Source organism: Parendozoicomonas sp. 209JJ7-1, assembly GCF_058147085.1.
In genome coordinates, this window is record NZ_JBYVJU010000015.1 from 102,527 (window position 1) to 127,594 (window position 25,068).

Annotated in this window: 22 protein-coding genes; 17 read left to right on the top strand and 5 right to left on the bottom strand. The window is 50.2% G+C overall.

Translation table 11 applies throughout. The features are described from left to right. Positions 1 to 51 precede the first annotated feature (51 nt). From ACY2RQ_RS15280 to ACY2RQ_RS15295, 4 genes are all read left to right on the top strand, one after another. A complete protein-coding gene (locus tag ACY2RQ_RS15280) occupies positions 52 to 1,104 on the top strand; it encodes a FecCD family ABC transporter permease (protein ID WP_490113850.1) in 1,053 nt (350 codons plus the stop codon). After that, positions 1,101 to 1,901, top strand: a complete 801-nt coding sequence (locus tag ACY2RQ_RS15285) for a heme ABC transporter ATP-binding protein (protein WP_490113851.1) — start codon at positions 1,101 to 1,103, stop codon at positions 1,899 to 1,901. The genes ACY2RQ_RS15280 and ACY2RQ_RS15285 overlap by 4 nt, the downstream gene beginning before the upstream one ends. Positions 1,902 to 1,966: 65 nt before the next feature. Continuing rightward, positions 1,967 to 2,824, top strand: a complete 858-nt coding sequence (locus ACY2RQ_RS15290) for a ChaN family lipoprotein (RefSeq protein ID WP_490113852.1) — start codon at positions 1,967 to 1,969, stop codon at positions 2,822 to 2,824. A gap of 197 nt (positions 2,825 to 3,021) precedes the next feature. Continuing rightward, entirely contained in the window at positions 3,022 to 3,231 is a 210-nt protein-coding gene (locus ACY2RQ_RS15295; protein ID WP_490113853.1) for a hypothetical protein, read from the top strand. Between the two features lie 812 nt (positions 3,232 to 4,043). On the opposite strand, the gene ACY2RQ_RS15300 is transcribed toward ACY2RQ_RS15295, so the two are convergent. Both ACY2RQ_RS15300 and ACY2RQ_RS15305 read right to left on the bottom strand, forming a co-directional pair. Beyond that, entirely contained in the window at positions 4,044 to 4,484 is a 441-nt protein-coding gene (locus tag ACY2RQ_RS15300) for a hypothetical protein (RefSeq protein WP_490113854.1), read from the bottom strand. 352 nt (positions 4,485 to 4,836) lie between these two features. Beyond that, a complete protein-coding gene (locus tag ACY2RQ_RS15305; protein ID WP_490113855.1) occupies positions 4,837 to 5,091 on the bottom strand; it encodes a TfoX/Sxy family protein in 255 nt (84 codons plus the stop codon). A 162-nt stretch (positions 5,092 to 5,253) separates the two neighbouring features. Between ACY2RQ_RS15305 and mrcB the strand changes: the two genes are divergently transcribed. From mrcB to ushA, 3 genes are all read left to right on the top strand, one after another. Continuing rightward, positions 5,254 to 7,602 carry a penicillin-binding protein 1B gene (mrcB, locus tag ACY2RQ_RS15310; RefSeq protein WP_490113872.1) on the top strand — a complete coding sequence of 783 codons (2,349 nt, stop codon included), beginning with the start codon at positions 5,254 to 5,256 and terminating at the stop codon, positions 7,600 to 7,602. Positions 7,603 to 8,281: 679 nt separating this feature from the next. Continuing rightward, positions 8,282 to 8,575, top strand: coding sequence for a YqcC family protein (locus tag ACY2RQ_RS15315; protein WP_490113856.1), 294 nt, complete (start codon positions 8,282 to 8,284; stop codon positions 8,573 to 8,575). A 110-nt stretch (positions 8,576 to 8,685) separates the two neighbouring features. Further along, complete coding sequence (gene ushA / locus ACY2RQ_RS15320) at positions 8,686 to 10,287, top strand: bifunctional UDP-sugar hydrolase/5'-nucleotidase UshA (RefSeq protein WP_490113857.1); 1,602 nt, start codon at positions 8,686 to 8,688, stop codon at positions 10,285 to 10,287. 71 nt (positions 10,288 to 10,358) lie between these two features. On the opposite strand, the gene ACY2RQ_RS15325 is transcribed toward ushA, so the two are convergent. After that, entirely contained in the window at positions 10,359 to 10,811 is a 453-nt protein-coding gene (locus tag ACY2RQ_RS15325; protein WP_490113858.1) for a DUF4124 domain-containing protein, read from the bottom strand. Between the two features lie 393 nt (positions 10,812 to 11,204). Between ACY2RQ_RS15325 and ACY2RQ_RS15330 the strand changes: the two genes are divergently transcribed. The 7 genes from ACY2RQ_RS15330 (at position 11,205) to ACY2RQ_RS15360 (ending at position 21,410) form a co-directional block, all read left to right on the top strand. Beyond that, positions 11,205 to 12,950 carry an acetolactate synthase 3 large subunit gene (locus tag ACY2RQ_RS15330; protein WP_490113859.1) on the top strand — a complete coding sequence of 582 codons (1,746 nt, stop codon included), beginning with the start codon at positions 11,205 to 11,207 and terminating at the stop codon, positions 12,948 to 12,950. After that, complete coding sequence (gene ilvN / locus ACY2RQ_RS15335; RefSeq protein WP_490113860.1) at positions 12,950 to 13,441, top strand: acetolactate synthase small subunit; 492 nt, start codon at positions 12,950 to 12,952, stop codon at positions 13,439 to 13,441. The genes ACY2RQ_RS15330 and ilvN overlap by 1 nt, the downstream gene beginning before the upstream one ends. A gap of 744 nt (positions 13,442 to 14,185) precedes the next feature. Beyond that, positions 14,186 to 14,713 carry a sigma-70 family RNA polymerase sigma factor gene (locus tag ACY2RQ_RS15340; RefSeq protein ID WP_490113861.1) on the top strand — a complete coding sequence of 176 codons (528 nt, stop codon included), beginning with the start codon at positions 14,186 to 14,188 and terminating at the stop codon, positions 14,711 to 14,713. Then, positions 14,710 to 15,651, top strand: a complete 942-nt coding sequence (locus ACY2RQ_RS15345; protein WP_490113862.1) for a FecR domain-containing protein — start codon at positions 14,710 to 14,712, stop codon at positions 15,649 to 15,651. Before ACY2RQ_RS15340 ends, ACY2RQ_RS15345 begins: the two co-directional genes overlap by 4 nt. A 179-nt stretch (positions 15,652 to 15,830) precedes the next feature. Then, complete coding sequence (locus ACY2RQ_RS15350; RefSeq protein WP_490113863.1) at positions 15,831 to 18,863, top strand: TonB-dependent receptor; 3,033 nt, start codon at positions 15,831 to 15,833, stop codon at positions 18,861 to 18,863. A gap of 119 nt (positions 18,864 to 18,982) precedes the next feature. Then, the gene (locus ACY2RQ_RS15355) at positions 18,983 to 19,723 is read left to right on the top strand and encodes a Slam-dependent surface lipoprotein (protein ID WP_490113864.1); all 741 of its coding nucleotides are present in this window, start codon (positions 18,983 to 18,985) and stop codon (positions 19,721 to 19,723) included. Positions 19,724 to 19,859: 136 nt separating this feature from the next. Then, complete coding sequence (locus ACY2RQ_RS15360; RefSeq protein WP_490113865.1) at positions 19,860 to 21,410, top strand: surface lipoprotein assembly modifier; 1,551 nt, start codon at positions 19,860 to 19,862, stop codon at positions 21,408 to 21,410. Positions 21,411 to 21,436: 26 nt separating this feature from the next. Here the strand turns inward: ACY2RQ_RS15360 and ilvY are convergent, their stop codons facing one another. Then, complete coding sequence (gene ilvY / locus ACY2RQ_RS15365; protein WP_490113866.1) at positions 21,437 to 22,312, bottom strand: HTH-type transcriptional activator IlvY; 876 nt, start codon at positions 22,310 to 22,312, stop codon at positions 21,437 to 21,439. 164 nt (positions 22,313 to 22,476) lie between these two features. Here ilvY and ilvC point away from each other — a divergent pair, with 164 nt between their 5' ends. From ilvC to ACY2RQ_RS15380, 3 genes are all read left to right on the top strand, one after another. Continuing rightward, a complete protein-coding gene (ilvC, locus tag ACY2RQ_RS15370) occupies positions 22,477 to 23,493 on the top strand; it encodes a ketol-acid reductoisomerase (RefSeq protein ID WP_490113867.1) in 1,017 nt (338 codons plus the stop codon). Positions 23,494 to 23,701: 208 nt separating this feature from the next. After that, a complete protein-coding gene (gene pssA, locus ACY2RQ_RS15375) occupies positions 23,702 to 24,541 on the top strand; it encodes a CDP-diacylglycerol--serine O-phosphatidyltransferase (RefSeq protein WP_490113868.1) in 840 nt (279 codons plus the stop codon). A gap of 126 nt (positions 24,542 to 24,667) precedes the next feature. Further along, complete coding sequence (locus tag ACY2RQ_RS15380) at positions 24,668 to 24,799, top strand: hypothetical protein (protein ID WP_490113869.1); 132 nt, start codon at positions 24,668 to 24,670, stop codon at positions 24,797 to 24,799. An 82-nt stretch (positions 24,800 to 24,881) separates the two neighbouring features. On the opposite strand, the gene ACY2RQ_RS15385 is transcribed toward ACY2RQ_RS15380, so the two are convergent. After that, positions 24,882 to 25,068 (bottom strand): hypothetical protein (locus ACY2RQ_RS15385; RefSeq protein ID WP_490113870.1); only part of this gene is annotated, 187 nt, incomplete at its 5' end.

Sequence of the window (25,068 nt, forward strand, 5' to 3'; positions counted from 1 at the left end):
CGTACTTTGAATGCTCGCTAATTCGCTAATAAAGGTTGCAGTAAAACACTGATGGAAAGGGAAAACAGAGCAAGGCTGTTTGTTGTCGGCCTGGCTGTATTGTTGCCGCTGATAATGATGCTGTCCGTTATCACCGGGGCGGTTCCGGTAACTGCCGGACAATTCTTCGGACTTCTGAAAAGCTGGCTGGGGATGACCGTTCCCGATGCTGCAGAGCATTCCCAAGCTTGGATGATAGTAGAAGTTATCCGTCTTCCAAGAACCATTCTTGGGGTTATGGTGGGCAGTGCCCTGGCCGTTTGTGGCGGAGCCATGCAGGGGCTGTTCCGAAACCCTCTGGCAGACCCGAGTATTATTGGTGTCTCCAGTGGTGCGGCTTTAGGCGCGGGTGTTGGCATTGTGCTGATTGGCCTTCTGCCTGTGGCCATGGTTTCTACCCTGCAGATGTACACTGTACCTTTTCTTGCCTTTGTAGGTGGTTTTGGGGCGACGCTGATTGTTTATAAAATCGGTACCACTTCCCACGGTTCCTCTGTTGCTACCATGCTGCTTGCCGGTATTGCCATTGGTGCTTTAAGTGGCGCGGGCATGGGCATTCTTAATTATGTGGCCGATGACACCATGCTGAGGAACCTGACCTTCTGGCAGATGGGCAGCCTGGGTGGAGCCACCTGGGAGCAGCTGATTCTGGTTGTGCCGGTATTGCTGGGTATTCAGTTGATTCTTATCAGCCAGGCCAAAGGTTTGAATGCCCTGTTGCTGGGTGAATCGGAAGCACGCCATCTTGGCCATAATATTCAGGCGCTGAAAATCCGGTTAATTATTCTTACCGCCCTGGGTGTTGGTGTTTCCGTTTCTGTATCGGGAATGATCGGTTTTGTCGGCCTGGTTGTACCCCACCTTATTCGCATGACTATTGGCCCGGATCACCGTTATCTGCTGCCTGCTTCGGCGCTTCTGGGTGGTTCTCTGTTGCTGCTTGCGGATGTGATTTCCCGAGTAGTGATTACTCCGGCTGAACTGCCTATCGGTATTGTAACCGCGCTGCTCGGCGCTCCCTTCTTTATGTCGCTGCTGTGGCAGCAGAGAAACAGGATTGGATGATGCAGGATTCCGGAATTAATCCTTGTCTTGATATTCAGGGCGTCTCTGTTGAAAGGGACGGCCGGTTTCTGCTGGATAATGTCTCTTTCCATGCCCGCCCTGGGGAAGTGGTTGCCCTGCTTGGCCCAAACGGCGCTGGTAAGTCGACACTGTTCCGCTCAGTGACTGATGAGATGTCCGCCAACAGTGGCAGTATTTCCCTGAATGGTCAGAAAATCCAAAGCTGGGAGCTGACTGAAAGAGCCCTGATGCTTGGTATTCTTCCTCAGTCGTCTTCTTTGAACTTTCCTTTCTCTGTCGGTGAGGTTGTTCTGCTGGGGCGTTCTCCCTGCAAAACCAGTCGGGAAGAAAACCTGGATATTGTTGATCAGGCCCTTCGCCGGGTTGATGCCCTCTATCTTCGGGATCGCGATTACACAACGCTGTCTGGTGGTGAAAAGCAGCGAGTGCATCTGGCCAGAGTTCTGGCGCAGATTTGGGATGAACCAGAATCCGGCCCACGGGTACTCTTGCTTGATGAACCAACATCTGCCCTTGACCCCGCGCACCAGCATCTCACCCTGAAGGTGGCCCGGGAATTTGCCAGCCACAATGTGGGCGTAGTGGTGATTCTCCACGACCTGAACCTGGCCAGCCAGTATGCAGACCGCCTGGTGATGCTGTGTGATGGCAAGGTAAGAGCAGAGGGCACTCCCGATCAGGTATTAACGCCAGAATTGCTGAAAGAGCTGCTGGATATTGATGTCTGCATTATGCCTCACCCCGTAAACGGTTATCCGCTGGTGGTTGCTGCCTGAGGGGCGGTTCTCTTATCTACACTTTCGGTGAAATGATTCTGAAAATTACGGCAGGAGCCGAATAAATGTTATCTCGTGTAAAGCACTTTGGGGCCGTTGCCTGCCTGGCCGTATTACTGACCGGTTGTGCGGGGATGAAACCGGGGGAAGTGTTCAGTGAGCAGCGCAGTCTTGCGACCATTGACCAGCTGGTGGATGTGCTGCAGAAAGAAGATTATGTGATTCTTGGTGAGTTCCACGACAACGCTGAACAACATGCTCTGCAGCTGGAGATTCTGAAAAAGCTTTATGCCAAAGGTTGGCTGAAACAGATTTCCCTGGAAATGCTTGTTCCTTCCCAGCAGCCCGGTGCCGATCTTGCTGTGCAGGAGAGAATGACTGACCTTGAACAGCTGAACAAAACCCTGAACTGGCAGAAAGGCTGGGACTGGGAGCTGTATGGCCCCATCGTGGCCTGGGCTGCGGGAGAGGGAATTCCTCTGAAGGCCGCCAACCTTGATAAAGGTGAAATGAAAGTTGTGAAATCCCAGCCAGTCCGCATCGGTGATGAGCTGCTTGGTGACGAGGGACTGAATATTCACCGAAAGGAGTTCCAGGAATCCCACTGCGGATATATTCCCAAGGCCCGCGAAGAAGCCATGCTGCGCATTCAGGTGTCCAGAGATGTCAGAATGGCGGCAAGCCTGATGTCTGAACCCACAGGTTCCGCCCTGCTGGCGGGCAACTGGCATGCCCGTAAGGATATTGGCGTACCTCAATATGTGCTGGCCAACGACCCGAATGCCCGGGTTATCACCCTGGGTATGGCCGAACTGCCCCGGGAAGGCCGTGATCTGTCCGGAGAATATGATGTTGTCTGGTGGACAGAAGGTGTCCAGCGTCCTGATTATTGCGCAGAGTTTAAAAAAAAGAACGCCCAATAAGTTTATCTTCCCTTCTCTTTATTATTGATTCTCCCTCCTTGCTCTCAACAGTCTGGTTGCCCAGGCTGTTGAACCCTTCTTCCCCTGATGAGTCCAAAACTAACGCTTGCCGGTATGTTTGCCATACTCCGTGGGTTTGAGTTGGCGAATAAGTGGCCGTAACAACATATTGAACAGGCTGTGGAGGTATTGGGGGCATGGATTTAATGGTTTTCTTTGCGGAATTATCGTGGCTGCACTGGCTGGGCATTGTGGTCGCTGTTGCCGGCTGGCTGGGATTAACCTGGTGGCTGGGGGAAATCTCGGAAAAGCGGGGCGGTGATCGGGAGTCCGGTGCCCTGATAGGTTTTTTTGTTCCTGGTCTGATTGTGCTGGTTATCTGGTGGGTGATAACTAACAGCCCTTGAATTACCCTCCCCGTTTGTCAGGCAAAAAAATCCCCGGACGAACCGGGGAAAAATGCCGTGAATTGCCTGATGAGGAGATGGTTACAAGCCAGACCTTGGGAATCTGTTTTGTAATCATCGGTGCTGGTAGTCAGCCAGCGAGTAAATAATAATCATTCTTATTTGCATTTGCAAATATTTTTGGAGGATTTTCAGAAGTTTTTTTATATACCGTTTAAAAACAAAATGTTAAGAAGACTGTTTTAAAGAAGGGTTTTAGAAGCCGTCTGAAAAGTCACTCATGAGGCCATGCGAATGTTCTTTCCACAACCCACCGCCTCGGTAAGACTTTCAACCCTTTCTGGTTGTTACAACGTAAGACCCAATGTAAGACAACCTTCAGCGCGAATTGCAATCTGTCTCTGACCCAATCTTCCGGCATCGTATCTTCGTGCAGGCCCACCAATGGCTGTTTAGAGCACATAGAAAATGCCATTGAGCACCTTACGCAAACTGACCTCATTTTTGTTCTCTGTGGGCAATAGCCCTTGCAGGGCTTTCCATGCACCTTCACTGAGGTTTGATGGATACCGGTTTTTTCCTGACTTCTTGCGACGCTTCTTGCTCAAGGGACTGCTACAAAAAGGTCTATTTTCAAGAATTCATCTTTGAATGCACTACTTTTCAGACAGTTTCTTAGGGGAAAACATCCCCAAGGTCATGTGAGACTTGACTGGTTGCAAAGGGGGAAGAAAAAAGGGGTTGAGCACTTTTAATGAACCCGACCCCTTTTCCCTGGCTTCGGCACAAAGCCGAGGCCTGCTCCCCAACCATCAGGCTGAGTCTTTAAAGTTCTGCCTGTTCAAGCCATGGAACAGCACATTGGCCGCCAGACTGCTGGTAAAGATATTCAGCAATATCACCAGAATATTCACCATATTGGACACAGTATCCATATCACTGAACAGCTGCCGGGCCCAGACAAAATTCAGCTGCTGCAATTCCATCACTATCTCTTCCCGGGACAGCACAATATCAGCACTGCCCACCACACCCGCCAGCACCAGGGTTAAGCCACCAGCAATATAGTGCCACCTCCGTTCCGCCAGCCCGATGGTGTACAGCAATAACAGAATCACCAGGGTATAACCGACAATTCCGTAGGCCGGAAAAGCATGGTAGGGTGCAAAGACAAAGGAGACTGTGGTCAAGAGCAGGTAGAGTCCCACCGTTCCGACAAGGTATTTCAAAAAGCTGCCAGAGATTACGTGCATAGAGTCATTCCCTGATTCAGAGAGCGAAGACTGTTTTCATTCATTTAGGAGTCGTCTGAAAAGTCACTCATGAGGCCATAGGCCATGCGTCGCACCATGATGTGGATCATCGCCAAATGGATCATAGCCTCAGTTGTCTCCGGTAGCACTTCATAATCCTTGCAAAGACGCCGGTTGTGGTATGACGCCCTGCTTTCCGGCGAACCCTTGCATGAAGTGTGTCATGGACTCTGCGCCACAGATTTTTTGCGACGTTTCTTGCTCAAGGGACTGCTATAAAAAGGGCTATTTTCAAGAATTCGTCTTTGAATGCACTACTTTTCAGACTGTTTCTTAGTAAATTGTCTGAACATTACTCTTGTGCGTTCTCTGCATCCTGCAGCAGACGGTCTTTATGATCGGGGCTGAGTTCACTCCAGTGCACATTCAGTAAAGCCCCTTCAAGGGCATAAAGAAGGACCTTTGAAACCCTGAATCCCCGGCTTTTGACTTTCTTATAAGCCTGGGCTGCCCCTGCGGCTTTTAATTGCTCCGGGCTGTGAATACCTACAGCGTTAAGCCACTGGACAGAGGTTCTGCCCAAGTTTTTCATTTCTATCAGCTCCATCAAGCAAATCCTTTTGCGTTCAGATAGAACAGTTATTCATTATCAACACAGTAATGATAGACGAAGTTTATAAAGAGACAGCTCAAACGCTGGCATAGACAACCACAGGGGAAACAACTGACTGGTTCCATGCAGGCAGGTTTGGAACATATAATTCCATCCATGACCAGAAAATCACTTCAACGAAAGCCCGCTGCCAAGGGACGTTCAAACAGAAAAACCAGACAGAAAAAATCAGGGGGCAGACGCGGCAGGCTACTGTCGCTGAATCTGATATTCAAACTGGGGGTTTGCGGATTGGTTGTTCTGGCCGCATGGATGGTTTATCTCGACGCTATCATCACCCAGACCTTCAATGGCAAAAAGTGGGCGATTCCCGCCAAGGTTTACGCAAAGCCTGTCGAGCTTTCCCAAAGCGCAAAGCTCACACAGGATACCTTACAGTTTCAGTTGCGAAGACAGGGCTATCAACCGGTAAAACGGGTCAGTCGTCCCGGAACTTTCTCCCGTTCTGGTAATACTTTTGAAATTCATATCCGTGGCTTCCAGTTTCCCGAAGGGGCAAGGGGAAACTTGAGGGTTAAGATTGCCTTTGACCGTAACGGAATATCCCGGTTGAGCAGCCTTGGCCGGGATATTTCCTCTGTAAGGTTGGACCCTCAGCTAATGGGAGGAATTTATCCGGCCAGTTATGAAGACCGGATTCTTGTTCGCCTTGATGATGTCCCGCAGACCTTACTCAAAGGGCTGGTCGTGGTGGAAGACAGGGATTTCTATAACCATCAGGGTATTTCACTGAAAGGCATTGCCCGTGCCATGGTGGCGAATGTTCAGGCCGGTGGCATTGTGCAGGGGGGAAGTACCCTGACCCAGCAGCTGGTGAAGAATTTCTATCTGAATAACCAGCGCACACTAACCCGAAAGGTTGAAGAAGCCCTGATGTCCCTGCTGTTAGAAGCCCATTACAGCAAGGACGATATTCTTGAAACCTACCTTAACGAAGTTTATCTGGGGCAGCAGGGCCAGCGGGCTGTTCACGGTATAGCTCTGGCCAGCCAGTTTTATTTTGCTCGCCCGTTGAAGGAACTTGATCTTTCCCGGCAGGCTTTGCTGGTGGCCATGATAAAAGGCCCGTCCTGGTATAACCCACGGCGTTATCCTGAGCGAGCCAAAGAGAGGCGTAATCTGGTTCTGGATATATTTGCGGAGTATGGGGTCGCATCTGCCACTGCAGTTAAACGGGCAAAGTCTCTGCCGTTGGGGGTTGTCTCCCGTGAAAGAATGCAGGCCAATGCTTTCCCGGCTTATATCGACTTGGTGAAACGGCAGCTACGCAACGATTACCGCAATAAAGACCTGACCAGTGAAGGCCTGCAGATCTTCACCAATATGAATCCCATTGCCCAGCAGCAGGCCCAGAGCAGCGTTGAGAAAACACTGCGAAGACTTGAGGGCGGCAAAAATACCGGGCTGGAAACCGCCATGGTGGTTACGGACATTGCGACTGGAGAAGTACAGGCTGTTGTAGGTGGAAGGCACGCGGGTTTTGCGGGTTTTAATCGGGCTCTTGATGCCCGCAGACCCATAGGCTCACTGGTCAAGCCGGCGGTTTATCTGGCGGCACTTTCAGAGCCATCCCGTTATACCCTGGCAACATCTGTCAGTGATACAGCTGTTACCGTAACAGAGGAGAATGGCAGGGCATGGACACCCCGGAACTATGATAAGAAATCCCACGGCGACGTACCTTTATATCTGGCTCTGGCCAAATCCTATAACCAGGCAACCACTCGTATCGGTCTGGATGTGGGATTGCCCAAAGTGGTGGAAACCCTGAAAAAAATGGGTTTATCCCGGAATATCAAACCGTTTCCCTCTCTTTTGCTAGGCACCCTTGAATTAAGTCCGGTGGAGGTGGCTGCCATGTACCAGACCATGGCTTCCGGCGGATACAGGGTTCCCCTGCGATCTATCAATACGGTGCTGGATGCCCACGGGAACCCCCTGCGCCGTTACAGTTCCTCAGAGACAGAAGCCTTTCCGGCAGGGCAGGTTGCTCTGATTGATTTCGCCATGCAGAAAACCATGACCGAAGGAACCGGGTCTGGTGCTTATAGAGTGTTGCCGTCGTCTGTTCGTCTGGCAGGGAAAACCGGAACCACTGATGATCGCCGGGACAGCTGGTTTGCCGGATATTCCGATGACACACTCGCGGTTAGCTGGATTGGCCGGGATGATAACGGCCCGACCAGATTCACCGGCAGTACCGGTGCACTGCGGGTCTGGAGTGAATTTATGCGCCAGCGGGGAGTGGAGTCTTTAAGGACAATATCTGCTGCAGATGTAAAGTTCTTCAGCATAGACCGGGCAAGTGGTCTTTTAGGGGGCAGCGGTTGTGAAAATGATATGTCACTGCCGTTTATTGAAGGTTCTCAGCCCCGAAAGAGTGCGCCCTGTGCGGGGGCGTCTCCGGTAAAAGGAATAGTGGACTGGTTTAAGGCTTTGTGGTGATTTCTGTGTTGATATAGCTCGATGCGCTTGAGGCAGACCAGGACGGTAAGAAGCTTATTGAGGCTCATGCAGGGCCAGCCAACATGGCGTTCCCTCAACATTCAACACAGCCAGAGCCATCATTCCGGCAACTGCCTGCCGATCCGACATAGCATTGCGTCACACCTGAAAAATCTTCCATAACACAATGATACACAGGGGTGTGATCAGTCCAGCTCTTTTGGTGTTCTATATAATATTGATAACAAGCGCCCTGAGCGCATTCCTGGTAAGTCCCATTGGGGCAAGTTGTTGCAAAGACCCCAGAGACCCATGCGAAAGCAATGAACGTGATGACTTTTTTCATGGGTACCTTCCTCATAGATACACTTTATAGACACATTTCTAGCGCGAAAGCAGAGAATGTAGAAGGGAGTGTAGGAGAGAAGTTTATGCCCTGCCTGGATACTCGATCACATCGCTGCACTTATGTGGAGTTCTATCTGGATGTGGACGATGGGCTCTATTTGCAATAACACTTCTGTGTTTTCTTCGACGTTCACAGGTGCGTTAGCATGACTTGTTTTTGTCTTCGGATTTATAATATTTGGCTGCTGCTCCATGGCCATTATTGTTGTGAAGAGGCTGTGATGAAGAAAGCTTTTGTGAAGGAGTTGTTGTTTTGAATCAGGGCGTATTCGTGTTGCTGAGAAGAATGGAAGCAGAACTGAAGGAGGTGGAATTCTGGCGTGCAATGCCTCCTTCAGCTGAGGCGCTGGCCAGTGAGCTGCCTTTCTGTGTTGATACCATGTCGTTTACCGAGTGGCTGCAGTGGATTTATATCCCCCGTCTGCACGGGATGATTGAGCATGGAAGTGAACTTCCCAAAGGTGCCAGCATTCACCCTTATGCTGAAGAAGCCCTTAAGGCGGAAGGTGACCGTGTAGCTGGTCTTCTATCTATTGTGGCATCTCTTGATAAAGCTATGAATTAAGAACAGGCAGGAGTCTGGTCACAACTGTCTGAGACTCCGTTCCGGGCAAATCCACAGGGGCTGCTAGAATTGCCAAACTGGCGTTTCTTTGGACTATCCGGAGTTCTGTGATGCAGTCGATTTATCGCTTTCGAGTTGTATGGTTATTGTCGTTTGTTGTCTGGGTGGCAGCCTGCCACATGCCACCCAAGCCACCGCCTCCCGGTGCAGGCGTTGTCCATCGGCTGACAGTTCTTCATACCAACGATAATCACGGTAATTTCTGGCGAAACCAGCGTGGTGAGGGTGGTATGGCTGCCCGTAAAACGTTAATAGACCATATTCGCAAGGAAGTTGCCCGGGAAGGTGGAGCAACAATCCTGGTATCGGGCGGTGATATTAATACGGGAAGACCTGAATCAGATATGCAGGACGCTCTTCCGGATATTAAAGGCATGAACCTGATTGGCTATGATGCCTCAGCGGTTGGTAACCATGAATTCGATAATCCCCTGCCCGTCTTGATGAAGCAGGAGAAGTGGGCGAAATTCCCCTTCCTGGCTGCCAATATCTACGATAAGAAAACAGGAAAGCGGCTTTTCAAGCCTTACATCATTATGGATGCCGGAGGCGTCAAGGTGGCGATTATCGGGCTGACCACCCTGGATACTGTGGAAACATCAAATCCGGATGTCACCAAAGACCTGGAGTTCCGAGACCCGGTTAAAGAAGTAAAAGCCTTGATGCCGGAGATGAGAAGTCAGGCGGACATTGTTCTTGCCGCAACCCATCTGGGCTGGTACTTCCGGGGTAAGCATGGGGCGAACTCTCCAGGGGATGTTAATCTTGCCAGGAAAGTGGATGGCATCGATATTATTACTGGCGGACACTCACAGAATCCCCTGTATCGTCCTGACATTATTAACTCGACCTATATCATGCAGGCCTTTGAATGGGGCAAATATGTTGGCCGGGCTGATTTCATATATAAGGATGGCATTCTTAAGCTGACCAATTACGAGTTGATACCGGTTAACCTCAAAGAGCGCACCATGCGCAATGGTAAAAAGATTTATGTGAATATCGGCCCTGTTATTCCGGAAGATAAAGCCATGCTGGAACTGCTTGAACCTTTTTATAAGGAAGGCGAGGCCATGTTGAGTGTTCCCATTGGCTATACCGATAAGCGTTTACCTGGCGAGCGGTCTGAGGTGCGCTTCCGGGAAACTGCTCTGGGTAATTTAATTGCTGATGTCCAGATGAATAAAGTGAATGCTGACCTTGCTGTCGTCAATAGTGGAGGTATCCGTGCCAGCATTCCTGCAGGTGAAATCACCTACAGGGATGTGCTGACGGTGCAACCGTTCGGGAACCAGGTCTGCTATGTGGAACTCACAGGGAAAGAGCTGAAAGACTATCTGCAGGTTGTTGGCAGTATGCCTCCGAACAGTGGAGCCTTTGCCCAGTTCGCCAATGTCGCCATGACCATTGAAGACGGCCTGCTAAAGAATGTGACCGTTGGTGGCAAGCGGGTGATACCGAATAAAATCTACCGCCTGGCCGTGAACAGTTTTTCGGCTTCGGGTGGCGATGGGTATCCGAAAGTGGATGATAAGCCAGGCTATGTGAATACCGGTTTTATTGATGCGGATGTTTTGAAGGATTACATCAAGAAACACTCTCCCATTAAGGAAAGCAAATACGCGCCTAAAGGAGAAGTGAAGCGTTACTGACAAGGAAATAGAGGAAGGCTTGCCGGTTTAAACGGTAAGCCTTCTTTCAGCAGGTAATATTCCGCTCAATATCAGTTGCAGTATTCCTGGATGGCCTCATCCATTCGTTTGAGCTGTTCCATCTTTTCTTCATGGCTCAATGTTCTTACGCTTCCGTTTTCGCCTCGTAGTTGAATACGATGATTGTTCAGCAAACGTTCTTTGTTCTTTTTGGCTGTACTGCAGGACTCCGCGCGTTGCTTTTCCAGACGGGCGAGCTGTTCAGAGTATTCGTCTGTTTTATCTGCGGTGTCACGACGCTTTTTGTCGGTGCCGGGCGCTGCAGATTCGCTCTCATCCTGATTCTGGTCTTTCGGTTTTATATCTCTGGTGGTCAGGGTTTCGTATTTCACTCCCTCAGGTGGGCGCTTACTGTAATGGGGAGTGTTGTTGCTGTCGTACCAGCGATAGACAGTTTCTGCTGAGGCAGAAGTGCCCAACACGAACAAAAATACCAGGGACAGGGATTGGAACAGTGTTTTCATAGGAAACTGATGTTGTCTTTATTATCTGCTAATGGCTGTACTTTACCCGCATACGGTCACCGCTTGAAGCCCCTTTAATGGTGCTCCTATTGACTCACCAGAGTTCAGCGACAACAATGACCGCATATTTCACAGTGCTGAAAGGTTTGCAGCCTGTGGAATGAACAATATTTCTGTTATCCGGGATAAGACACCCGCAATACCCGGTGACCATTCCGTAAGGGTAATATCTGCCTGGGAATACAGAGCCTCCACAAGCAGGCTTATACAAACTGACACATGGGAAAGTGTGACAGGGCCTTTTTCCCCTGAACCACTGCGCAGGCAATAACAATTCAGCCCGGCTCCCTCCAGCAGGTGTGTGCGGGTTGTAAAATAAATAACGGTGATTCCGTGACTGAGGGTAAGCAAGTCGAACTTCTGTCCGGAGCGGACATGGTTATAAGGGCGCTCGCTGATGAGGGTGTCGAATATATTTACGGTTATCCGGGTGGCGCGTTGCTGCACGTTTATGATGCCATTTTCCGCCAGGACAAAATTACACACATTTTAGTACGTCATGAGCAGGCCGCTGCCCATATGGCAGATGGTTATGCCCGTTCCAGCGGCAAGGCCGGTGTTGCACTGGTCACGTCCGGCCCAGGTGCGACCAACACTATTACAGGTATCGCAACGGCTTATATGGATTCCATTCCCATGGTTATCCTGTCTGGCCAGGTACCGTCGGAATTTATTGGTACCGATATGTTCCAGGAAACCGATATGGTGGGCATCTCCCGCCCGATCGTAAAACACAGTTTTCTGGTTAAGCGTGCTGAAGATATTCCGGAAATTATCAAGAAGGCATTTTACATTGCCCAGACCGGCCGCCCAGGCCCGGTTGTTGTAGACCTGCCGAAAGATATCACTGACCTTTCCAGGAAATTTCCTTACGAATATCCGGAAAAGGTCAAAATCCGCTCCTACACACCTCCCCAGAAAGGCCATAGTGGCCAGATTCGCAAAGCTATGGATCTGCTGCTCAAAGCCCGTCGCCCGATTATTTACGCCGGTGGTGGTGTGGTTATGGGAGAAGGTTCTGAGCTGCTGACCCAGCTGGCCAGGCAGACTGGCGCGCCAGTAACGAACACTTTGATGGGGCTTGGCTCTTTCCCGGGAACTGACGAACAGTTCGTCGGTATGCTGGGTATGCACGGCAGCTATGCGGCCAACCTGGCCATGCACCACAGTGACCTGGTACTTGCTGTTGGTGTGCGTTTCGATGACCGAGTGACCAACAGCACCAGCAAGTTCTGCCCCACGGCCAAAATTGTCCATGTGGATATTGATCCGGCCAGTATCGCTAAGAACGTTCCCGTTGATGTACCCATCGTTGGCCCGGTAACCAGCGTTCTTAAAGAAATGAACGACATCGCGGCGGTGTCCAAAGATGTTCAGAATAAAGAAGCCATGGAAAACTGGTGGAAACAGATCACGGAATGGCGTGAAGGCCGTGGCGGACTTTTCCCCTATAAAACTGAAGAGGGTGTCATCAAGCCTCAACAGGCTATAGAAGCTCTTTACCAGGTCACCAGGAATTCAGAAACCTATGTGACCACAGATGTTGGTCAGCATCAGATGTTTGCTGCCCAATATTACCCGTTTGATAAGCCCAATCGCTGGATCACCTCCGGTGGTCTGGGAACCATGGGCTTTGGTCTGCCGGCGGCTATGGGGGTTAAGCTCCATAATCCCGATGCCAATGTCGCCTGTGTAACCGGTGAAGGCAGTATTCAGATGAATATCCAGGAACTGTCCACCTGCCTGCAGTACGACCTGGCGGTTAAGGTAATTAACCTGAACAACCAGGCGCTGGGCATGGTGCGCCAGTGGCAGGATATGCAATATAACAGCCGTTATTCCCACTCTTATATGGAATCCCTGCCGGACTTTAAGAAGCTGGTGGAATCCTATGGGCATGTTGGAATTAAGGTTACCGATCCGAAAGATCTGCTGCCAGCTATGGAAGAAGCCTTCTCCCTGAAAGACCGTCTGGTCTTCCTGGATGTGGCAGTGGATACCAGCGAGCATGTTTATCCCATGCAGATCAAGGATGGTTCCATGCGTGATATGTGGCTGACCAAGACGGAGCGAACCTGATGCGGCGTATTATTTCTGTACTGGTAGAAAACGAACCCGGTGCCCTGTCCCGTATCGTCGGCCTGTTTGCCCAGCGTAATTACAATATCGAAAGCCTGACTGTTGCTCCCACTGAGGATGACACTCTATCCCGCCTGACAGTTGTAACTGATGGTGAGCCGGGAACCATTGAGCAGATCACCAAGCAGCTGAACAAGCTGATTGATGTGGTGAAGCTGGTGGATCTGACAGAAGGTTCCCATGTTGAGCGGGAACTGATGCTGATTAAGGTGAAGGCTAATGGTGCTCAGCGTGCGGAAATCAAGCGTACGGCGGATATCTTCCGTGGCCAGATCGTAGACATCACCAGCAGTGTGTACACAATTCAGCTGACAGGGACTGGTGAAAAACTTGATGCCTTCATTAGTGCAATCGGTGAAGCCGCTGTGCTGGAAGTTGTGCGCAGTGGTGTGACCGGTATTTCCAGAGGGGAGAAAGTGTTGAGCCTGTGACCTTCAATAAACGTTGAGTCGTTCGTATAGCGCCACCTTTCAGGGTGGCGTTTTTTTTAGTCTTACTTTTGCTCATAATTCAAGATCATGGCTGTAATGGGGGGCGCAATAGGTTTTGCAGCACTTATCACAGGCAGACGGATCGCCATCAGCCGTGCATGATCTGTCGATTTTGATCTGAGAGCCATCGCAAAGACACTTATAACAATGAACGAAAAGACCGCCCATACCACACATTCCTGTTTGAGTGTTCTGATGACAGTCCCAAAGTTCGATGTCATTGTCAGTGCCACTGGCCAGTTCGCATGCAGCCGTAAAGGCGATAAACACCATTAATGAAAGCAAATGGCATCTGCAAGAATAAAGGAGGGGATTCATCTCATTTCTGCTCTAACTTAAAGGGGGCGCAACTGGAACATCATAGTAGACCATCTGTGAGAATTAATTGAAATTGTTACTCTTTGGGCCAGATATTGGATATCACCAGTAGTGTGACCGGTATCTCCAGAGGTGAAAAGGTACTTAGCCTCTAAGAAGCAACACAACCTTGCCCATTAAAAGCCGCTCTTTGTGAATGGCTTTTTTACGCCCGATGACATTGCGTTTACCAGAAAAACAGTCGATTTCTTCGAGAAAGTGCCCATAAAACCGGAATCCTGCCATTAAGGGTAATGTTATAGTCGACTTCGCAATTGAGAATCATTACCATTTGCGCCTGTTTGTCTGTAGCGCGAAGGGGGGGGGATGTCTGTTTGCCACGAACTAATAACGCCTGCAAAGATGGATCGAGTAGGGCAGATGTATTCCGAACATAGAAGCTGGCTGTCTGTATATCTACAGAGAAAGCTGGGCTGTCCGGAGCTATCAGCCGACCTGCTGCAGGATACCTATCTTCGTCTGATGACCAGGAAAACCCTGCCCCCGACCAAAGAGTCCCGAAAGTTCCTGACCTATATCGCCAAGGGCCTGGTGATTGATTTATACAGGCGCCGCCGTATAGAGCAGGCCTATATCGAATATCTGGAGCAGCAGCCTGAGGAAGAATTCCCCTCACCGGAGAATCAGGTTCAGGCGATTCAGGCACTGGTTGAAATCGACACCATGCTCCACAACCTGCCAGAGAAGGCCCGGCAGGCCCTCTTAATGAAGCAGCTGTCTGGTATGAGCTACAAAGAGATTGCGGCTCAGTTGGGAGTGTCTGTTTCCTCGGTAGAGAAGTATATCGCCAAAGCCCTGCAGGCCTGCATGCTGGTGGCTTTGGAGGCAGTATGAGTCGAACCCGCGTTTCCAAAGAGTCCATTCGTGAGGCGTCTGCCTGGGCTGCCCGGCTGTGGGCGGATAATGTCACCGAGCAGGATCGCAATGGTCTGGAGAAATGGCGAAGACAGAATCTGGACAATGAAGTTGCCTGGCAACAGGTGCAGCAGCTGCAGAATAAATTTGCCAGCCTGCCGAACCAGAGAACCAGCCAGCAGATTCTGGGTACCCGTACAACAGTCAATCGTCGTCAGTTGCTGGCTATGATGGGGGTTGCCATAGGCTCTGGCAGTTTGTTGGCTGTATACAGCTCCAGCACTTCTGCGCCCGGGGTGCAATACACCACAGCCACTGGCGAAGTGAAAACAGTGACTCTGGAAGATGGAACGGAGCTGGTACTGAATACCGATACTCACCTTGTTGCAAATATCACCGAACAACAGCGGGATATTTATCTGCATAGAGGGGAGGTGATGGTGATAACGGGCATTCATCAGGCTCCTCTGCATGTGCATACCCAGCAGGGGGTGGCCAGCCCGTTAGGTACCCGCTTCTCTCTGTACCAGCTTGAGCGGCAGACTCGAATCTGTGTGTATGAAGGCGCGGTAAAACTTTCTCCGGAGAATAGCCTTAAGACCGGGGTGATTAAGGCAGGGGAGAAGGCCAGCTTTACTTCAGCCCGCATCAGCGAAACAGGGGCAGTGTCGAATACCGAAAGCGCCTGGACCAAGCAGCTGCTGGTGGCTACCCGTATGTCCCTGCCGAAGTTTGCCCGCGAGCTGGCACGTTATCGTTCGGGGACACTCCGTATTGATCCGGCCCTGAGCAATCTGCAGGTTACCGGCGTTTTCTCATTAGGCGACACCGATCAGGCACTGCACAACCTCAGCCAGATTGTGCCGGTGAAGGTGCAGTACCTAACCCGTTACTGGGTCACGCTTTCCCCCCGTTAAATTAAAAATTTGTTAGCAATACTACGAAGTCACTGTGAGAGGGGGCGCATCTTGCTGTCCGAAAACCCATAAATAGTAATAATTCTCATTTTCTTTTGTGGGTTTTTAATTCCTGCCCGGTATAGAGAGTGACAACTCAATAAAACACCACACTAAAAATACCGACAAGGCAGTGCAGGATGCAGCTTTCATTTACCCACAAGCTTAAACCGCTGACGCTGGCCGTATGCACGGCCCTCGCAGTGCCACTTATACCAGCGACAGCCTGGTCAGAATCAACGACTACGGGCGTACAGAATTTTAATATTCCGGCTGCCAGTCTCGATCAGGTGCTTAACAGCTTTGCTGTGCAGGCTGGTATCCGTTTTCACATGAATGCGAGCCTGTCCAATGGTCAGACAAGCCCTGGTCTTGAAGGTGAATACTCTGCTGAGCAGGGGCTGATAACCATTCTGAAAAATACCGGTCTGATAGCCCAGAAGCAGTCGGATGGTTCTTACCGCTTGTCCCGCCCGGGTGGTGACACAACTGTGCTTGCGCCAGTAAAGGTAACCGGTGCTATTCAAAGTGGTGCTGAGCAGGATCTGATTGGCCAGGATGATGTCTATGATAAAAATCTCTCCTCTGTGTATGTCAGCAGGGAAGAGATTGAACGCTTTAAAGGCTCCAGCCCGGCAGATATTTTCAATGGTATGCCTAACGTTGCCAGTGGCGACGGCCGCAACGGCGGCGGTATAGATCCTAATATTCGCGGGCAGCAGGGGCCCGGCAAGGTGCCGGTTATTATTGATGGTACCGAGCAGGCAGCCACTGTCTGGCGAGGTTACCGGGGGGCTTCAAACCGCAGCTATATCGATCCGAACCTGATCAGCAATGTGCAGGTGCTGAAGGGAGCGTCCCTGACCCCGGGAGTCAATACTGGTATTGGTGGCGCTGTGGTGGTTAATACACTCTCGGCAAAAGATATTATTAAACCGAGTGAAAGCTTTGGGGCTGAATTCCTGGTTGAAGGCAGCAATAACTCAGTCGAACCTCAAAAACCAAGGTTGTATACCGGGCAAAAAGTTACGGATGTTCCTGAATACCGAAATGGGTTGAATCCGTTTCAGGATCCCGCTGTTTTTCGCCAGATGCATACGGATGCCCCAAAGAATCCACTGTCCGGTGATGACTATGCCTTCCGCTTGGCTGTTGCCAAGGATCTGGGTCAGATTAATTTCCTGGGAGCCTACGCTTATCGTAAGAAAGGCAATTACTTTGCTGGTAAAAAAGGGGCAGGCTTTTATTCACAGCCCCGCACAGAGCCGGCAACAACTCTCTCTCAGATTAAGCCGGAGCATATGGCGTTGGTGTATCGCCCGGGAGAGGAAGTCCCCAATACCTCAAGTGAGATGAAGTCCTGGCTGTTTAAAAGCACCCTGACTATTAATGACCAGAATAAGCTGCAGCTGGGTTACCGTCACACCGAATCTCTGTTTGGTGAAATTCTGCCCAGCCGGGCACAGTTCCGAAATAAAGACGGCGTTCCCCAGTGGCCTCTAAGTAATGTGAAAACCGATGCCCTGAACCTGAAGCATCGTTGGAATCCAGATAATCCCTATCTGGATATGAAGAGCAATATCTGGGCTACCTATACCCGCAGCAGCACCAATACTGCAGGCGGCAACGCCAACACTCCCAGAAATGGTGTGATTCAGAATACTCTGGTGGCAGACAGCAAGGAATACCGTGTCGGTTTTAACGTCAGCAATAAAATGCAGCTGACAAACAGTCTGGACCTGACTTTAGGTTCTGATTACCAGTTCCATAAGCTGCGCCCCAAGGATGGACTGTCTAAAACGATTGATATTCCTGGTGGTGGAGCAGGGCAGCGGGCTGGGCAACGTCAGGAGTTTAATGGCAGTTTTGATTTCAACTGGCGGCCTGTCAGCTTTCTGGAGCTGACGGCTGGTGCCCGTTATGGCTATTACCGGGCCAAGGATGATTTCCTGGACAATCGCCTGAAACAGGGTGACAGAAAATATACAACGCTGGATGCTAACCGGGCTGTACAAGTTAATTATGAAACAACCACTATTTACACGCAGGCGATTATTGATCAGATAATTGCAGAGGAAAGCGCTAAGCTTCCACTGAGCTCGCCACCTCCTCCATTTAACAACGTCCCCCTGCCTGTCTGGCAGAATGTGATTCGGCCAAACTTAATCGCAGGCATTCGGCAAAGAGAGCAAGCCAAGCTTGGTACAGTTGTGACAAACAACCATACAGCACGTTGGGAGCGCGATGGAAAGGGAAGGTTTAACAGAAGTAATAGCCCCTGTATGGCTGCAGCTCAGCAAGCGAACTATGTGCAGGGCTCCTGCTCGGTAGCGTCGGCGGCTTCCGCTGATAAGTATAAAGTAAGCAGGACTGCGGAGGTTCAGGAAGCCGATGGCTGGGTACCAGCTGTATCAGCTACATTTCATGTGACTGACAGCAGCCGGGTTTATTTTCGTTATGCTGAAGCTTTACGTTTCCCCAGTATGTTTGAAAGCACAGTCGGTTTTTCAGCATCCGCCAATCCTTATGAAAAGCTGAAGCCTGAGCATGCCTTCAATTACGAGCTGGGTTATATCCACACCTTTGACCAGGCAGATATCAAGCTGGCGTATTTTGATAATACCACCAAAAACGTAATTGACCGTTTGGGTATCAATGATGGTTTTGTCAATCTGGAAAAGCAAAAGGTTCGTGGGCTGGAATTTCAGGGGCGCTATGATACAGGAATCTTCTTTACCAACCTTGGGTTGGCTTACAACCTGGAGAATAAACTGTGCGATGAAAATATGGCCCTGAGAATTACGCCAGATGGCTCTACTCCCAATTGTGTACAGGGAGCTTTTAAGCTCCAGAGGGTTGGGGGCAGCTATTTAGCTGGTCGAATTATTCCTGAATATTCCGCTAACTGGTTAATCGGTGGACGTTTCCTGAACCGTACCTTGGAAACCGGATTCCGGACTATCCACACAGCAGGCAGCCATAAGAAAGAACCTATCAAGCGGGATAAAACCACAACCTTTGACGCGTATGTGAAGTATCAGCTGGTTGAGAATGTGAAGGTAGAAATGGTGGTAACCAATCTGACGAACCGTTACTACCTTGAGCCTTTAAGCGTGACAGGTGTTCCGGCTCCAGGAAGAACCGTCAAATTGAGCCTGTCTGCCAGTTTATAAAAATCGGAAAGCTGGATTTTAACAATCCGTATATCAGAGATTTGAGGATTAGTAAGGAATCTCTGAGGCGCAGGGAGGCGTCATTCCTATGACAACAATATCTTTAATGGAGAAGACCAATGAAGAAAATGAAACTCTCTCTGATCGCAGCAGCAACTCTGGCTATCAGCGGCCTGGCGCAAGCTGGTTTTGTAGGTGACCAGAGTTATAGCAATGAAATTGAAGTGGGTGAATCTAACATTAATGCAGGCCCCCATGTGGCAGGGAAAGCCGGTATTGGTGTTTGGGGATTTGGTGGCACCAGCCTGAAAGTTGACCTTGAAGCGCTGTCTGATCCGGCAAATGGCACTGTTAAAACGAATGGTGTGTACACTTTGGATCTGAACCCTCATGGCAATCTTGGTACTTTTAACTTTGTGAAGGTTGGCAGTGGTGATGTCTGGTTTGGTGAGTGGGCGCAGGACATCTCAGGTAATACTGCTAATGATGGTAAGCGTGCGGTCTTTTACGTTGGTAATAACCAGGGCACTACTGTACCCACCAGCGGTACGGCCACTTACTCTGTGACGGGTGTTAATCATTACACTGCCGCGCAGAACAATAAAATGACGGGCACCTTTACAGCTAACTTTGGTACCGGAAGTCTGAGTGGTTCTATTTCTAATGGTCAAACCAGTGTTCAGCTTCAATATACAACCATTAACAGCAGCACAGCAGCCTTTAATGGTGCGGCTCTTTCTGGTGGTCAGTGGGGCTCCGCTAATGGTCACTTCTTTGGTGCTGATGCCGCTGCTCTGGCTGGTGTAGCCAAATTTGCTGATCGTCGCCTGGATACTGCTTTCGGTGGTACCAAAAACTAAGCAATAAAGCTTATTCAAATCCGTGTGTCCGTTATGCAAAAAAGCAGGAAGCGTTTTTGCGTAATTCCGGGCAGGGGTTGCTGTACTCAGTAACTTCTGCCCGGTTAATTAAAATAACCTGGTATGCAGTAACAGAATGATTTTTTCTACACCGGCCAATTTTAAAAACACATCTCACTTTTTTCTGTGTTTGATTCTTTTGTCAGTGGCCAGTGTCAATATTTATGGCGATGAAGATACAACCCTTCGTTTACAGCAACAGCTGGATATTAATGCAGTAAGAAAAGAGCGAGAGCTGCTGAAGGAAGAAAAAGAGAGAGAACAGGCCGTTAATGCCAGACTGACTATCAACGGCCAGACTCTGAGTGTAGGTAACAACCTGAATGATCTTGGTCGTGCGCTTTACCTGACGGTGAAATTCCAGAAGTGGGCTGCTGCCCGGGTGTTTTTGCAGCGTTATCTCAAGCTGCCTGGTCATGACATGTTGCTGGTGCACTATACGCAAGGTGGACTGGCCCGCAGTCGTGGTGATTTTGCCCAGGCTGAGCAGGAGTATCGCATGCTCCTGAGTCGGCAGCCGGATTTTCTGCCAGCCCGGCTGGAGCTTGCTCGCGTGTTGTTTGAAAACCACAAAAACCGTGATTCTCAAGAACTGTTTGAAAGTATTAAGCGTGGGTTATCCGTCAATAACCCCAGATCCCAGGGTGTGATCGTTACCATAAACAGTTTTCTTAAAGCTCTGGAGCACCGTGATAGTTGGCAGGGCTCTTTGGCGCTGGGGCCGAGCTATAGCGACAATATCAACCAGTCATCGGAAAGTTTTCTGCGTCTGGTGATTCCGGGCAGAACTCTTGTTGGAAGAGATCGTGATGGTAAACCGGTCACGATCCGTTTGCCCGATCGTATTGTAACCCGAGAGACTCCTAAGGCTATTGCTGCTAACGGGCTTGAGTATGAGTTTACCCTGAACAAGCGCTTCTCCTTGAAAGGCCATCATGGCTTGCAGCTGCGTTCACTGGTGTATGGCACCAGCTACCAGAACCAGAAGCCCTTTAATGAGCACACAGCCTTGACTCGCTTTGGTTATAGCTATCAAAGTACCCGGAATCAGTTTTTTGTCGCACCGATGTTTGAGTACAAGGCTTTAAGCAATGATGCCCTGGTGCACAGCTGGGGCCTTGGGGTTGAGTGGCTGCATGTGTTTTCCCCAAGAACCGCTGCCAGGTTTGAGCTTGATTATCAGAACCAGCGCTATCGCCTGAAACGGTTGAAGTTTCAGAATGGCGGCCTGATCTCGGGGCGTGCCAGCCTGTTCCATCAGTTGACGGCGAAATGGCTGCTGTTTGGCGGTCTGGATTATTCCCATAAAGACAACCGGGAGAAGGTACATGCCTACAAGCTTCAGGGCATGCGACTGGGAGCATCGTGGCCGCTGTTTGATGGCGTCAAAGGAACCTTAACGACCTCGTTGCGCTCCCGGGAGTTTCAGGCGCTTAATGCCCCACTGGGCAAGCAGCGTAAAGATCGTGAGGCAAACTACACTCTGATTGTCAGTGCTTCGCGCTGGAGCTTCTACTCTCTAACACCCAGTCTGACCCTTAAGCACAGTCGTGTAAGAAGTAATGTTGACTGGCTCTACAGTCATAAGAAAAATGTTATCAGCCTGAAACTTGAGAAGCGCTTCTAGGCTGACCATCTGAAAGAAAAAACTACTCAGGAGTCAGAAAGGTTTAGCTGGCTCCAGAGTGCCCTGACAAGGGGGCTCTTCAGTTTCTTCTCCATCGCGCAGAGGCCGACATCGTAAGGGGGAAGTTCCGGTGTGGCTTCCAGGATGCGTACCTTGTCAGCCAGAGGGCTGTTGTCCAGAACAATCTTTGGTACAACGCCTACGCCAAAGCCCAGGCTCACCATGCTGACGATGGCTTCGTTGCCGGCCACCTGGGCATAAATCTTTGGCTTGATGTTCTTACGGGAAAACCAGCGGTTCAGCCTGTCCCGGGCGACCCCTTCTTCAGACACAATCATCGGCGTCTCAGCCCAGTCAGCGTTGGACGCCGGCAGTGAGAATTCCTGTCGGGGAGCAATAAACAACAGTGGCGATACCGCGATTTTTTGAAAGGAGAGGTTGGCAGGAATAATCTCTGGCTGGGCAGCAATGGCGATATCTTCCTTGCCGGACAAAACTCTGGGAATGGCGTCTTCCGGGGCACCGGTATGGAGTTTGATTTCGATGCGTGGGTAGTTGCGGCGAAACTCTTTAAGAATGTCGTAAAGAAAGCTGTAGCTGGCAGTGACCGAGCAGTACATGCTGACTTCCCCCCTGAGCTCCCTGGCTTCTGATATCAGATGGCTGCTGAGGGTTTCCCACTGGGTCAGTGTCTCCCGGGCATAGTCACGAAACTGCTGACCTTCAGGGGTCAGAGTGACGCTGCGGTTATCACGAATAAACAGCGAAACACCAAGGGTCTCCTCCAGCTGCTTAATATTCCGGCTCAGGGTGGAGGGGCTGATATGGCAAATCTCGCTGGCCCGGCCGAAGTGGAGGGTGTCAGCCAGAGCGATAAAGTGCTTGAGGGGGCGAAAGTCCATATTCGTTGTTTCGTTTTATGAAATACAATATTGCAAATATATCATTTTACGCAATGGAATGATCTGTTTACTGTTGCCCTCAAACAGAGTGAGCTAAATAGAGTGCTCACAGAAAAGCTCATAGAAAAACAGCGGTGCAAACCAGTTAACCAGGAGTCAGAGTTATGCAGGTTTATTACGATAAGGATTGTGACCTCTCCATCATCCAGGGCAAGCAGGTAGCTGTTATCGGTTATGGTTCCCAGGGGCATGCTCATGCTCTGAACCTGAAAGATTCCGGTGTCAGCGTAACCATCGGCCTGCGTCCCGGTTCATCTTCCGCAGCCAAGGCTGAAGCTGAAGGTCTGGCTGTTAAGAGCGTTCCTGAAGCTGTTGCCAGCGCTGATCTGGTTATGATCCTGACTCCGGACGAGTTCCAGTCTCAGCTGTACAAGAACGAAATTGAGCCCAACCTGAAGCAGGGCGCTACTCTGGCTTTCGCTCACGGCTTTGCCATCCATTACAACCAGGTTGTTCCCCGCGCTGATCTGGATGTCATCATGATTGCTCCCAAGGCTCCCGGTCACACTGTACGTTCCGAGTTTGTGAAGGGCGGCGGTATCCCTGATCTGGTTGCTATCTTCCAGGATGTGTCCGGCAAGGCTAAAGAGCTGGCCCTGTCTTATGCTTCCGGCGTAGGTGGCGGTCGTTCCGGTATCATCGAAACGACCTTCAAGGATGAGACTGAAACTGACCTGTTTGGTGAGCAGGCTGTTCTGTGTGGTGGTGCGGTTGAACTGGTTAAGGCTGGTTTCGAGACCCTGACCGAAGCCGGCTACGCTCCGGAAATGGCCTACTTCGAGTGTCTGCACGAGCTGAAGCTGATCGTAGACCTGATGTACGAAGGCGGCATCGCCAACATGAACTACTCCATCTCCAACAATGCCGAGTATGGTGAGTATGTGACTGGCCCCGAGGTGATCAACGACGAATCCCGTCAGGCTATGCGTAACGCTCTGAAGCGTATCCAGAACGGTGAATACGCCAAGATGTTCATCACCGAAGGTGCCATGAACTATCCCTCCATGACGGCTAACCGCCGTAACAACGCTGCTCACCCCATTGAGCAGGTTGGTGGTAAGTTGCGTGAAATGATGCCCTGGATTGCTGCCAACAAGATTGTTGATAAGTCCAGGAACTGATTGTAAAACAGTTAACCGTCTCGTCACGTCGAAAGCGGAAGGGTGAAAACTCTTCCGCTTTTTGTTTTCTCTGCCCTCTCTATTCTCTTGTTCCACCCTCTGGGACAGAGGCTGTCCGGTATGTTACCAATGCTCAACAGTTGCCCTTGCATGAACGCTTCAGGTTCGTGATAAAGTGGTGCTGGTCTGAAACCAGCGGTCAATAAGAATGGATGAAAACAGCAAGAATGAAGCATCCTCGGTTGATGGGTTGCTTCCCGTTGATGAGCATATCGAAGAAGTCGCTGAAGGTGGGGAGAAGGTTACCCGAAAAGGCGTGTACTTCCTGCCAAATCTGCTGACTACAGGGGCTTTGTTCTGCGGCTTTTATGCCATTATCAGTGTGCTTGCCGAGCAGCCTGATTACGCCGCTGCTTCCATTGCTATTTTTGTGGCTATGATTCTTGATGGTCTGGACGGGCGGCTGGCCAGGCTTATTAATGCACAAAGTAAATTCGGGGCAGAGTACGACAGCCTTTCTGATATGGTCTCTTTTGGTGTGGCACCAGCTGTAGTGGTTTTCAGCTGGGGGCTTCATGGTCTTGGCAAGCTGGGTTGGATGATTGCCTTTGTTTACGCAGCCTGCGCGGCGCTGCGTCTCGCCCGCTTCAACACTATGGCGGATAGCGTTGATAAAAGGTATTTCATCGGCCTGAACAGTCCTTCTGCGGCTGCTCTTGTCTCGGGCATGGTATGGACATTCAGTGATTTTGGTGTGGATGGTTCATCTATTGCGGTGGCCCTACTGGCGGCACTGGTTACCGGACTGGCTGGTGTAATGATGATCAGTAACTTTCGTTACCACAGTTTCAAACAGTTGGATCTTCGTGGCAGAGTGCCATTTGTTTTTATCCTGATTGCCGTACTTGTTTTTGCTGTTGTCTTTACAGATCCGCCCAGGGTTCTGCTGGCTGTGTTCCTTATTTATGCCTGCTCGGGTCTTATAGCGGCAATCTTGAAGGTTGGAGTGTGCGAATCTTCCGAAACAGCTGCTACAAAAACTGAGTAAACAGATATGTAAATGCTTTTTTCTCCAGCGGGTTTCTCCTTATGTCCAGGTACTTATAAGTTCTTTCATTTGAAATGTTTGTAATAGAATTGGACAGGGTGTGATTCTGGCTGTGGTTAATGAGCAATGGTTCTGTTGATTGTGGTAAAAGGCATTGACGCAGGGAGATTCCGTCGTATAATTCGCCGCCTGCTCTTGCAGGAGCAGGCGGAGCTTGGAGTCTGCTTTAAACAGCGACCGGCGGTCAGCAGCGTTTGAAATCCTTTGAAGGTATTCTGAGAAGTTTCTTAAAACACTGATTGACACTACGCCATAACGCTGTAGAATGCGCTCCTCGTTGTCACCGGCCAAGGCCAACGGCAACACTGTTGAGATACTCTTCGTTGAAGGCTAACTGATTGATTATCAAGAAGTTAACGAAAACGAAACACTTGACACCGACCGGCGCCACGGTAAAATGGCGGCCTCGCTGATCGGGACAGCTTCTAACGCTTCCCTCTCTGCTGAAGAGCAGAATCAGCCACTCG

Bases quoted from the DNA above. Each gene is read 5' to 3' on its own strand.
- ACY2RQ_RS15280 (WP_490113850.1), top strand. From the start codon at position 52: ATGGAAAGGGAAAACAGAGCAAGGCTGTTTGTTGTCGGCCTGGCTGTA.
- ACY2RQ_RS15285 (WP_490113851.1), top strand. From the start codon at position 1,101: ATGATGCAGGATTCCGGAATTAATCCTTGTCTTGATATTCAGGGCGTC.
- ACY2RQ_RS15290 (WP_490113852.1), top strand. From the start codon at position 1,967: ATGTTATCTCGTGTAAAGCACTTTGGGGCCGTTGCCTGCCTGGCCGTA.
- ACY2RQ_RS15295 (WP_490113853.1), top strand. From the start codon at position 3,022: ATGGATTTAATGGTTTTCTTTGCGGAATTATCGTGGCTGCACTGGCTG.
- ACY2RQ_RS15300 (WP_490113854.1), bottom strand. From the start codon at position 4,484: ATGCACGTAATCTCTGGCAGCTTTTTGAAATACCTTGTCGGAACGGTG.
- ACY2RQ_RS15305 (WP_490113855.1), bottom strand. From the start codon at position 5,091: ATGGAGCTGATAGAAATGAAAAACTTGGGCAGAACCTCTGTCCAGTGG.
- mrcB (WP_490113872.1), top strand. From the start codon at position 5,254: ATGACCAGAAAATCACTTCAACGAAAGCCCGCTGCCAAGGGACGTTCA.
- ushA (WP_490113857.1), top strand. From the start codon at position 8,686: ATGCAGTCGATTTATCGCTTTCGAGTTGTATGGTTATTGTCGTTTGTT.
- ACY2RQ_RS15325 (WP_490113858.1), bottom strand. From the start codon at position 10,811: ATGAAAACACTGTTCCAATCCCTGTCCCTGGTATTTTTGTTCGTGTTG.
- ilvN (WP_490113860.1), top strand. From the start codon at position 12,950: ATGCGGCGTATTATTTCTGTACTGGTAGAAAACGAACCCGGTGCCCTG.
- ACY2RQ_RS15340 (WP_490113861.1), top strand. From the start codon at position 14,186: ATGTCTGTTTGCCACGAACTAATAACGCCTGCAAAGATGGATCGAGTA.
- ACY2RQ_RS15345 (WP_490113862.1), top strand. From the start codon at position 14,710: ATGAGTCGAACCCGCGTTTCCAAAGAGTCCATTCGTGAGGCGTCTGCC.
- ACY2RQ_RS15350 (WP_490113863.1), top strand. From the start codon at position 15,831: ATGCAGCTTTCATTTACCCACAAGCTTAAACCGCTGACGCTGGCCGTA.
- ACY2RQ_RS15355 (WP_490113864.1), top strand. From the start codon at position 18,983: ATGAAGAAAATGAAACTCTCTCTGATCGCAGCAGCAACTCTGGCTATC.
- ACY2RQ_RS15360 (WP_490113865.1), top strand. From the start codon at position 19,860: ATGATTTTTTCTACACCGGCCAATTTTAAAAACACATCTCACTTTTTT.
- ilvY (WP_490113866.1), bottom strand. From the start codon at position 22,312: ATGGACTTTCGCCCCCTCAAGCACTTTATCGCTCTGGCTGACACCCTC.
- ilvC (WP_490113867.1), top strand. From the start codon at position 22,477: ATGCAGGTTTATTACGATAAGGATTGTGACCTCTCCATCATCCAGGGC.
- pssA (WP_490113868.1), top strand. From the start codon at position 23,702: ATGGATGAAAACAGCAAGAATGAAGCATCCTCGGTTGATGGGTTGCTT.
- ACY2RQ_RS15380 (WP_490113869.1), top strand. From the start codon at position 24,668: ATGGTTCTGTTGATTGTGGTAAAAGGCATTGACGCAGGGAGATTCCGT.